The 10,687-nt window shown below is 56.5% G+C and carries 7 protein-coding genes and 1 CRISPR repeat array; of the genes, 6 read left to right on the forward strand and 1 reads right to left on the reverse strand.

Going from position 1 to position 10,687, the window contains the following annotated elements; genetic code table 11:
• Positions 1–245 precede the first annotated feature (245 nt).
• Positions 246–1,478, reverse strand: a complete 1,233-nt coding sequence (locus KBX13_RS11240; RefSeq protein ID WP_256022243.1) for a hypothetical protein — start codon at positions 1,476–1,478, stop codon at positions 246–248.
• Positions 1,479–1,780: 302 nt separating this feature from the next.
• On the opposite strand from KBX13_RS11240, the gene cas7u reads away from it, so the two are divergent.
• From cas7u to cas2, 6 genes are read left to right on the forward strand one after another with little or no spacing between them, the layout of a single operon-like run.
• Entirely contained in the window at positions 1,781–2,983 is a 1,203-nt protein-coding gene (gene cas7u, locus KBX13_RS11245; RefSeq protein ID WP_256022244.1) for a type I-U CRISPR-associated RAMP protein Csb1/Cas7u, read from the forward strand.
• Between the two features lie 2 nt (positions 2,984–2,985).
• The gene (gene csb2 / locus KBX13_RS11250) at positions 2,986–4,518 is read left to right on the forward strand and encodes a type I-U CRISPR-associated protein Csb2 (protein WP_256022246.1); all 1,533 of its coding nucleotides are present in this window, start codon (positions 2,986–2,988) and stop codon (positions 4,516–4,518) included.
• Entirely contained in the window at positions 4,518–7,208 is a 2,691-nt protein-coding gene (gene cas3u, locus KBX13_RS11255) for a type I-U CRISPR-associated helicase/endonuclease Cas3 (protein ID WP_256022251.1), read from the forward strand. The genes csb2 and cas3u overlap by 1 nt, the downstream gene beginning before the upstream one ends.
• Positions 7,205–8,233, forward strand: coding sequence for a hypothetical protein (locus KBX13_RS11260; protein WP_256022247.1), 1,029 nt, complete (start codon positions 7,205–7,207; stop codon positions 8,231–8,233). The genes cas3u and KBX13_RS11260 overlap by 4 nt, the downstream gene beginning before the upstream one ends.
• Complete coding sequence (cas1, locus tag KBX13_RS11265) at positions 8,230–9,831, forward strand: CRISPR-associated endonuclease Cas1 (protein WP_256022249.1); 1,602 nt, start codon at positions 8,230–8,232, stop codon at positions 9,829–9,831. The genes KBX13_RS11260 and cas1 overlap by 4 nt, the downstream gene beginning before the upstream one ends.
• The gene (gene cas2, locus KBX13_RS11270) at positions 9,828–10,130 is read left to right on the forward strand and encodes a CRISPR-associated endonuclease Cas2 (protein WP_070478654.1); all 303 of its coding nucleotides are present in this window, start codon (positions 9,828–9,830) and stop codon (positions 10,128–10,130) included. Before cas1 ends, cas2 begins: the two co-directional genes overlap by 4 nt.
• Before the next feature lie 188 nt (positions 10,131–10,318).
• Positions 10,319–10,645: a CRISPR direct-repeat array (repeat unit 35 nt; unit sequence ATCGCCGCTCTTTCGGGAGCGGCCTTTCATTGAGG).
• Positions 10,646–10,687: the final 42 nt, after the last annotated feature.

Genomic DNA, 10,687 nt, shown 5'->3' on the forward strand with positions numbered 1-10,687 from the left:
CACTGTCCCGCCGTAGGCCCAGGCAGGACCTGGAATCCATATCCAAAAAAGCACACATTTTGTCGCTTAACCCGGTTGTTGCTAGTTCCCTTTCCAACCTGTTCGGTGATGGTCTTGTTAGGCCACCGACCCTTTGCAGCGTTAGATACGAACTTGCCGGTCTTTGCAGACCGATTAACGGTACGTCGAGACATTCTCGATTTCCTCCTTCAGAGTTTGATGAAAGTGAGTGCGTTTCAATCGCTTTATTTAGTAAGTGCTCGTTGTGTATCGGCGAGGTAGATAAGGTCGTTGTTGCGTACCAATCCACGATGCGCCCGAACGCGATTCCACCCCGAAAGTGCACCCGTAATCGCCCCCACCGAAGTAGCGACTGCCGCGGCCAGCGGCTCTGAGAAATCGGGTATACCTGCGCTGACTGCAAGGTCAACGACCCGCTCAATATCTTTCAGCTGAACGCCAGGAATGGCGCCAGCGGTTTGGGCCACGACGAACGTCACGCCGGGAACTGCAGCTCTAACCAGGCCAGATTTGACCGCATTCCACGAACGCGAAAGCGAGGTATCGTCGAGCGCCTCAATCACCTTACGTACGCGAGGCTCCACATAGTCGTGCCAAAGGTCTTCAAGTGCGTCATCATCAACGCACGAACCATTGCTGTCCGAACTCAACATCGATTCCAGTTCCACTACCGCAACCCTGTATTCGTCAAGGGGAGATTGAATAATTTTCCGCGCTTCCAGAACTTCTTCAATACTCGCACTCGGAAACGCTGGTAGAAAAGAAATCATTGCGGTTCCGGTTCTTGTCCGACGGATACCCAGCTGATGGCGTCTCTCTATCTGTAGGAGTCGCTCTCTCTCGGCCGCAAATGCTAGATCTCCCATGAGCGAATCGAACATAATCGCACCACCAGACACACCAACTTGTCCGTGGATGACTTCGAGCATCTTTTCTTCGTCGAGTTCATCTGGTCTGGTGATGATGTCACCAACCCAATCAGTGTGAATAGTTAACGCACCTGCTGAAACTGCACAATCAAGCTGTGCGCCGCCATGGTCCTTCCACATCCTCTCATTCTGTTCTAAGAGGCGATCAGCGTCCTGTCGAAGAAATTTGTGGTACTTCTTTGCTGCTCGTCGCTGCTTGCGATTACCTCTCCGGCTCGCACTTACGAAGTCTTTTAGCCACTCCCGTTTCGTGATGCCGATGTTGTCGAGAATCATCTCTCGATTATTCTCTTCTGCCCAGAGCATAAACTCAGCAAATTCGAGTGGGCACAGATTGGCTGCATTGGCATACCACTGCAGCTCGCCAGCTGTCATCGAGTACAGATGAACATGATCACTGTATAACAGCGCACTCGCAGTAAGCGCCACATCTTCCGTAATACATCCCGGTCCGAGGAGGTACGCCTCCTGTGGCCCGGAAAGAATTGTGACCTCACTACGTTTCGCTGCTTCGAGTTTTCCTTTCATTGGTTGGTACCCCTCATGTCAGTAACGTCACTACCCTCTCGGGTGGGGTAGCCTTGGAGTTCGTCACGCGACCTTTCATTGAGGATCTCTGTCTGCTTAGCGGAATTCGGACACCCATACGTTGTCGCGTGACTTACTCCATCTAACTCTACTCTCTTTCTGCGTAGCGACTTTTTCGATAGTGAATCTGATACATTGGAACTGACCAACAAACGTTGGCTCCCAAAGCGCTGGCCCAAGTATAAAAACCCTCCTGGACATTAGAGGCGTGGGTTAGCACAATTTTTCGAAAGGATCCCTTTATGTTGAATCTAGAAGAGCTTCTCGCAGCATGTACACCTGGTGGACCTTCAGTTTGGTCTTCCGTGACGGAGCTCTCTGCAGCAGCTGGGCCACACGCCTCCATTACGCCGGCAAAGTACAAGCAGGGCAACTCGCCCTGCTTCGCATTCGAAACCAGGTACATCGACAAAAAACCGAATGAGGTTGTGATTATTGACGGCATCGCGTCGTCAACTAACCGTGGCGAAAAGGCCATCAGCAACTCCATCCTTGACGGAGACCCACTGATTTCCCGTATTCCGCGCATTGCCCTGTCTTATGGCGATGAGACCCTCACCGATATTGACCTGCCACACCGTTTTGCTGACGGCCACATCCGCGCCGGAAGCTACGAAGGGAAACCCGTCACGCAGGCCGACTGGTTCCGAGAGATTCGAAACTCGAAACCACGTAACTACCGTGCACTCCTCAACACTGCACCGATAGCTATCCTGTGCGGTGGTTGGGACTCTGTCCGACCAGAAGACCAAGTTCGAATCCGTCGATCGATTACCGGAGAGACCATTGGTGTGCTGGCAGATCAGAGTCGGCCAGGATCCGAACAGCAGGGAGCGCGCAGTGGCGCACGTGTTGACCCAGTAGGTGCATCGGTACAACTGGATGCAGCAGCCTTCAAGAAGATCATTGACAACCAGGCAGACGAGCTCTCGGAGAAAAAAGTCAAAGATACTCAGGACAAATTGAAGAAGGCCAAGAAAGGTGAGACGCTCTCAGGCTCCGCAGTCGGCGTCGGTGCACTGCCACCAAAGCTAGATCCGCTCGGAGGAGTGTCCTGCTCCCGCGTGATTCGCTCCTGGGTACTCAGCTTCACGGCATTGCGCCAGATCAGCTTCGGTGGCACCCCTGAAGAAAACGTTGCTGGTCGTGCACTCATCGCGGCCCTCGGCTTCGCGCTTATCGCCCGTGCAGAGCAAGAACTGTACTACCGCTCCAACTGTGATCTCGTTGAGGTTGCAGCGCCCGTCGTCAAGCTTGACCTGCGTTACGGCGAGAAAAAAGAGCTACCACCGCTCTCCATTGAGGCTGCTGACGCGCTACTCAAGGAGGCACTCGACCACGCTGAGGCCCTTGGAGTCGCTGACTGGCATGGTCAGATCCGCGAAGTGGTAGGCAACCCAGACATCTACGCCGGCGCGGCCGAACCAAGCGAAAAGGATGAGTAATCATGGCCCAATTGACGTTGAAAGCGTCGCTTCCTTTGGGCACCTACTACGGGCATCGGAGTGACGGGTCCGTCGAAAATTCGCCGTCACCCCTACGTCTACATGCTGCGCTTCTCGCTGCTGCTGGTCAGGGGCCTACGTCCGAGGATGGCCAGCCGTCCGATGCGTCGCTCAAAGCACTGCGATGGCTTGAAAAACACCCACCAAACGGGCTGTATCAGCCCGAGACATTGCTGCTCAATGGTGGTCCCCACCGGATTGGGTATAGGGATGTAGGAACATTCGACGCTACGAAGAACTCGATTCGTAAAAAGGTGGAAGCACGCCCGATTTCTGACGGCGTCGCTGTCCGTGACTACTACGGTTTCATGTGGCACGACGTGCCAGAGGATGTTGCTGAAACGCTCACAGCCCTTGCTGAGGATGTGCCGTACCTCGGCGAGAGCCACAGCGTAGTCACGATTAGCACCGAGCGCTTTGAACCGAACCTGCTGCTTTCCCCGACGGCGAACTGCTTCACGCGCGAGGCTCACTCGCGCGCTGTTCCAGCCGAAGGCCGAACTGATGCGTTGATCGCTGCGTTTAACGCGCGGTTTAAAGCGAAGCCACCATCACTGAGCCGTGACAAGTTCTCAAAAGGTCAGAAACCAACGAGTGAAAAGCCGTCAGAGGCTTCCATCGGTGAGACCTGGTACGAGCCCGTCGAAGGCGAGCCAGAAACAGCGCCGTGGGCGACGGCCTATTTGTTCAATCTCGATCGAGAAGTCGACAAACGCGACCGCGTCGCATTGTGTCTCAGCATGCATAAGGCACTGATTTCGCGAATTGGTTTCGGCGCTGCACCTCTGATTACCGGGAAATACAACAAAGGTGTGTTGCCTCCGGCAAACCGGCTTTCCATCCAGTACATCCCGACAGAGCTTGCCCAACTGCTTGGAGAAAACGGCCCTCTACTGGTGCTTTTTGTACCCAACGGTGCTTCGCCGGAAGAACTGCAGCAAGTACAGGAAGCTGTACATATCCAGCACCTATGGTCGAGTCGCTTGGGGAAAATCGGTGTTTCCTTTGCAAACACCACCAGATCTGGAACCCGGTTCTGGCCGGCACCCGCATCTGGCAAGCACCGTCTCTGGGCGACCGAGATGCCCATCGTGCCTGAGATGCGACGAATCCGCGATAAGGACTCAGAATGGAGTCTCGCGGATTCAGCACTGGTCTCGGCGGGATTCGTATGGCGCGACAAGTTCGACATAGAAGGAAAGGGCCCGAAGCGGTACATCTCTCTTCGTGACCAGGTGGCGCAACACAAGGTCATTGTGGCCAAGACTCAACTCGTCACTCGCTCCGTGCGCAAATTCGCGCACCATTCGCCGGAGGGCGTGCCCGTACAGCCGTACGATGCGGTTCTCGATTTAGGGCCGCTGCACCATCCGCAGGCGGCGATGATGCTCGGCCAGTCACGTCACCTTGGTGGGGGACTGCTGTATCCCTTAGACATCGAGCTTCCCGTTCCGGAACAGACAGAGGAGTCATGATGGAACCAATACAGTTACATGATTTCGACGAGTTTTTTGCCGCAATGAATGGCGGACACAAACCATTCAGTTGGCAATGCGCACTCGTCAGTCACGTCGTGCAACACGGAGTGTGGCCAGATCAAATCGTCGCCCCAACAGGCGCCGGTAAGTCTTCGGTCGTCGATGTTCACATTTTCCTCAACGCGTTGAGTGCGTGTGGGAATGCGCCCAGGATTCCACGTCGACTACATACCGTTGTCAACCGGCGCGGCCTGGTGGACAACCAGTACCAACGAGCACTCTCTATCCAAGCAAATCTCATTGAGGCGCTGCGAAACCCTGATTCAGCATCAGATGTAGTGCTTCGGGTCGCATCTGCGCTTCAGAAACTCAGCGGCAACCCGCAAGGACAACCGTTTGTTGCATCAGTGCTTCGTGGTGGTCTGACCTCACGTTCACTGCCGGTCAGCGACTTTTCAAGCTGCGCAGTCATTGCCTCAACGCCGGATATGTGGGGGTCACGCGCGCTCTTCCAGGGCTACGGCTCAACGCTGTATGCCCGTCCACGTGAAACTGCGCTCATGACGATGGACTCCGTTGTGGTGCTCGATGAGGCACACCTCAATAGGCAGCTGCTGGTAACGGCGCGGCGTATTCGAGATATCCAACAAGCGGGAGCCAAAACGGGTATTCCGGAACTCCAGGTAGTCGAGACGACGGCGACGCCGTCTACGCACAGTACCGAGTACTCCTCCATCGGGGTAGACCCCAATGACCTCGAGTTTCCTCGCGACGACGCTCTCCATCAGCGCCTCCACGCCACAAAGCGCATCACCCATGAGCAGCTTCCGCAGTGGAACGGCAAAATGGGAAACCGAGCCGTCATCGATGGCGCAGTAGAACGCATCGAGCATTGGATCAACAACGAAGCCCGGACGGGAACCATTGGTTGCATCATGAACCACGTGGACACAGCAATCAAGATCTCCGCTGCGTTAAAGAAAGCAAAGGTTCGTGCAGTACTTTTAGTCGGTCGTTTGCGACCGCATGACCTGGAAGGCATCGAGAAGAAATACCCGGGGATCTTCACACCAAAGGGTCACCCTGACGTTGATGTTGTCGTAGCAACGCAGACGCTCGAGGTAGGTGTTGATGTTGACTTCCAGTACATGGTGACAGAGCTTGCACCAGCAACCGCAGTCCAGCAGCGTATTGGCCGACTCAATCGACTCGGAAAGTACGATGACGCTGAGCTGGTCATTCTGCAACCGCCTGCGGACGCAGCTCCAAAGCGGGACTGCCCTCCGTACACTGCCGAGGATTTGGGCAACGGGCTTGCATGGGTCAACCAGTTCGAAGACGGACAAGACATCAATCCAGCTAAGGTAGGCGAGCACCCAGCGCCAGCAACAGACCCACGGCGCCTGCTGTACCAGCGCCTCGAGTTCCGCGATGTCGAGCTTCTCGCGAAGTCCTCTGAGCGCCACGCTCACCCAATGGAACTCGAGTTTTGGCTTCGTGACGACCTTTCCGACGAAACTCCGCAGGCCGGGGTAGTAGTCCGTCACACAGTAGCTAAGACTGCAGAAGCAACCATCGAGCTTCTTCGAACGATCCCTCCGACTGCGAATGAGGTCTTTCCAGGAAGTATCACGACGGTTAGAGAGGTCGCTTCAAAGGTTGCCCAAACACTAGGTCCCGATCCCGCAATTCCGCAGCTCGTCTATCGCGCTGGCGAGATTGAAGTATTGGAGGAGGTCAAGGACCTCAAGCCTGGCGACGTCCTCATTGTCACCGCTGATATCCCAATCACTACTGAGCAAGTCTTGTCGATCCCGGCAGGAGACAAAGACGCACCCGAAGAAGCCGCCATCGATGGGGTTACGGTGTATCTACCAAAGGATCAGGGAGAACTCGACCTCGAGTTATTCCGTGCCGCGCACGAGCTGACGCCGACGGAGTTCACAGAGCTGTGGTATTCCCGGTTCCCTGACGACGAAGCACAGGCACCGAGTATCGAAATCTCTACTTCTATCGTCGAGGATCCGCGCGGCGACATGGCTGCCTGGATCATCCGGCGCGAGTCGAAGATACTGCGAGCAGACTCCGAGACGATTCAGGAGTGGACGCCTAGCGTGCAACCAGGCGGCAAAGTGCCTCCGACGCTTGCGGATCATCAACGTGACGTCGCTCAACGCGCGCGTGAGATCTGCGACGGCCTCGGGGTGGAGGGCTCCTTTGCTCAACACATTGTCACCGCTGCTGAACTGCATGATGAAGGAAAACGAGACCCTCGATTCCAACGCATGTTGAAGAACCCTGATGCCACACGCCCCTGGGCAAAGAGCCTCACTCGGAGCCGTCAGGAGATCCTTCGTTCGAAGGCGGGATCGGAGCTGCCTATCGGCTGGCGCCATGAACAACTTTCAGCAGTTGTTGCTGAGGAGAAGCGGCTGTCCGGCGATAAGCGCATCAACGAACTTGTCGTCCACATTGTTGGGGCAAGCCACGGCAGAGGACGCGACCTCTTCCCGCACACCGGCGAAGAGCTCGATCCAAGGTCTGAAACTGCTCACCGACTGTTTACAGAAGGGCAGTGGGAGAGCAACGTCAGAACCCTCACGCGGAAGTTCGGCGCTTACACCCTCGCGCTGTGCGAGTCCCTTGAGCGCGCTGCGGATGCTCAGATTTCAGGAGAAGGACGATGAAACACTCAATCACAGTCGCAGGCGATGTTTACTCGGGACTGACCCACTTCGCTCTTGCAGGTCTTAGCCTCATTGCAAGATCGCTCACTGATGGAGCGGTGACCACCCATTGGAACAACGACCCAACTCCGAAAGGCGTCCTCGAAATGGAGGACGTCACTCCGCTTGAGCTTGCCGAAGCAGCAACGCAGATCAGCCAGAGCTGGCATGACGGTTGGGCTACAACCCAAGTCCAGTACGGCGAAGGGACATTCTCTCCTTTCAGTCCACGCTTTAAAGCGATCAATCCCACCAAGTTCCCCGAGGACTGGACTCGCCACCAGGAGGCTCGATCGAAGGATCTCGACCAGCTGCAAGAACAGTCAGACATGTTGGGACTACAGTTCATTCAGGCTCTCGGTGAGGCTGCCTACTGGAGGTTCAACGGCAATTCCCCTCGGCCTGACCACGGGGCGTCCCGGTGGGAAATGAAGACCCGAAACGCCGGCGAGGAATTTGTTTCCCAAAAACTAGCGAAGTTCGTCGAAGAGCTCGCATCATGGGATCCGGAACGTGTTTTGGCAGGTTGGCAAGGCGACAAGGTCGAAGACCCATTTGGTGATGATGCGTCCCGAACACCATCGGGATTCACCCCTCCCGGAGAAACTGATCTGGCGCTCGCTTTTGCTGCACTCATCGGCATCGGGCAGTACCCGATTGCGCCCCGCGCTTCGCACGTGACATTCACTCCTGGGGCCTACCCCGCTACCGACCTCCACCCGAAGTTCGCTGCACTACCAGTACCAACTACGCCGATAAGCCCAGAGCGGTTCGAAAGCATCGTTTTGTCTTCTTCGTGGAACGACATCGTCAACGCCCTCGGCGCCCAGGCGGAAGGGAAGACAGAGGAAGGCGGCCTCCCGGAGAAAGCGATTGCGTCCTTACGTGCGTATGGTGTGCCGGCGGCAGCCACATTCCGCATCTATGTAAGTCAAGCGAAGGCTCCCGAACGCTACTTCGAACGAGGAAGGGTCCAATTACTGTGATCGCAGAAGAGGACTTCCTGCCGATCAGCCTGGTGCTACACACCGCATACTGTGAGCGTCGCACCTGGCTCGAGGCAAACGGGGAAACTACGTTTACTCAGCAGATGCAGGCAGGCGACGTGGCTCACCAAGCTGTAGACAACACAGCGAACTCACGGTCACAGCGCCTCACGTCGTATCCGCTTCGATGCGAAGCGCTCGGACTCGTTGGGAAAGCAGATGCTGTCGAGTTTCTTGACGAGCACGAGGTAGCTTTGGTGGAGCACAAAGCCACACCAGTGCGCATGCGAGCGGTTGTGACGCCAGCGAACCGACTGCAGCTTACGTTACAGAGGGAGTGCCTGCGCGAGGCGGGCTTCTCCGTCGTTGATCAGGCGATTTACTTCACTGATCATCGGCGACGCGTGAGCGTGGAGCTCACCGAGGACGATGTGGACAACGCAGCTCGCATGGTTGCAAGGACGCGGGACATCGTTGACTCTTCGCATGCTCCGGTGCCACTTGTGAACGACGAACGCTGCGCGCGTTGCTCGCACTTTTCCGTTTGTTTGCCAGATGAATACAACGGAGGAAACCCCCGACGCAGAATCCACGCCGCAGACCCCGATGGGCAGGTGCTTCACCTCACCACGCAGGGCTCTCGCGCGAGCATTCGGCGGGGCAGAGTGGTCGTCGAAAAGGAAGGAGAAAAGCTTGCCGACGCCCCGCTAGCGCGCGTTCAAGGCGTCGTTGTTCACGGCAACATCGACCTATCCAGCGCGTTGCACCGAAACTTGCTCTGGAACGACGTTCCGGTTGTTTGGTGTTCATCTACAGGACGTGTCTACGGAATGTCGCAGCCTGCCGACGGCCCTAATGGGGCAGCGCGTGTGGAGCAACACGTGCGGAGCCATAACGGGGATCTCACCATCGCGCGCGGGATGATCACAGCGAAGATCGCCAACCAGGCGACGCTGCTGCGACGTAACGGCGATGCACCCGATGCAGTGCAGTTTCTCCTGAACGAGGCAGAGCGTGCATCAACTGCTGGTGACATTCCCGAACTCTTCGGCATTGAAGGCGACGCAGCTGCTGCGTACTTCAAGAGCTTTCCAACAATGCTCAGTAGTAAGCGCATGGAGGCACTCGAGTGGGAGTGGACGGGAAGGCACGGGCGAGGCGCTGCCGACCCCATCAATATCTTGCTGAACTACGCCTACGGGCTGCTCCGCACGGAAGTGATCCGAGCGATCCTGACTTGCGGGTTAGATCCGCACGCGGGGTTCTTGCACAGCAGTGGGCGAAACAAACCGGCGCTCGCTCTGGATCTGATGGAGGAGTTCCGTGCTCCTATCGCGGACTCGGTGGTGATCTCAATGATCAACCGTCGAGAGATCAAAGCAACGGATTTCACTTACATTCAGGACGTTGCGCGGCTACGCGACAGCGCAAGAAAGAAGGTCATCGCCGCGTTCGAACGCCGGGTACAGACGAGCATTCAGCACCCACTGTTCGGTTATGACGTGACGTGGCGTCGAGTCATTGAAATACAGGCCCGGATGATTCTCGGGGTGCTCACTGGTGTGCAGCCTTCCTACGTTGGGGTGACAGTCCGATGAGCAGAGACGACGCACGCAGAACACTCATCTGCTACGACATCATCCACGATCGTCGTCGCGACCGCGTCGCGACCACGCTGCAGGAGTACGGCGACCGGGTACAGTACAGCGTATTCATCGTGGACATCTCGCCCGCCCGATTGTTGCAGCTCAAGTCCGAGCTGGAGCAGCTTATAGATTCCGACGAGGACTCCATCCTCTTCTGCGATCTCGGAAGAGTTGCCGAACTCAATGAGCAACGCTTCGGGTACCTTGGGAAGTCGCGGGAGGTGACCGACAATGATGTCCTAATTCTGTAGGTCATGCCTGTCCTGCGAGCGCTCCGGTGTAACGAAAACCCCAGGGCACGCTCGCAGAGCGAAACCGCATGTCAAACCTGAGAACTCAACAGTGAAGGCAAAATATCAACCTCAAAACTGCTATCATCCCTATTGCGCTCGGAACCCCCATCAAACCCGCTGTATATGACCCTATTTTTCCAGGGTCCATCGCCGCTCTTTCGGGAGCGGCCTTTCATTGAGGAGCAATGACGGCGATGGGGACGCTGGCAATTTTGAGAATCGCCGCTCTTTCGGGAGCGGCCTTTCATTGAGGAGGGGCTTGACACGTGGGTGCGCGACAACACCCGGCCCCGCATCGCCGCTCTTTCGGGAGCGGCCTTTCATTGAGGGTCGGGACCGTAGCAACCGGCGCGCTGAAGCGCACAATCGCCGCTCTTTCGGGAGCGGCCTTTCATTGAGGAGGGGCAACTGTAGAAGGCAATGGGTCGTGGTGGCCCGATCGCCGCTCTTTCGGGAGCGGCCTTTCATTGAGGGGCCCGAAGTCGCCCATTCCCCACAGTTGCCAGCCGGGCATC

This window comes from Corynebacterium sp. CCUG 51687 (assembly GCF_024453995.1).
GTDB classification, from domain to species: domain Bacteria; phylum Actinomycetota; class Actinomycetes; order Mycobacteriales; family Mycobacteriaceae; genus Corynebacterium; species Corynebacterium pseudogenitalium.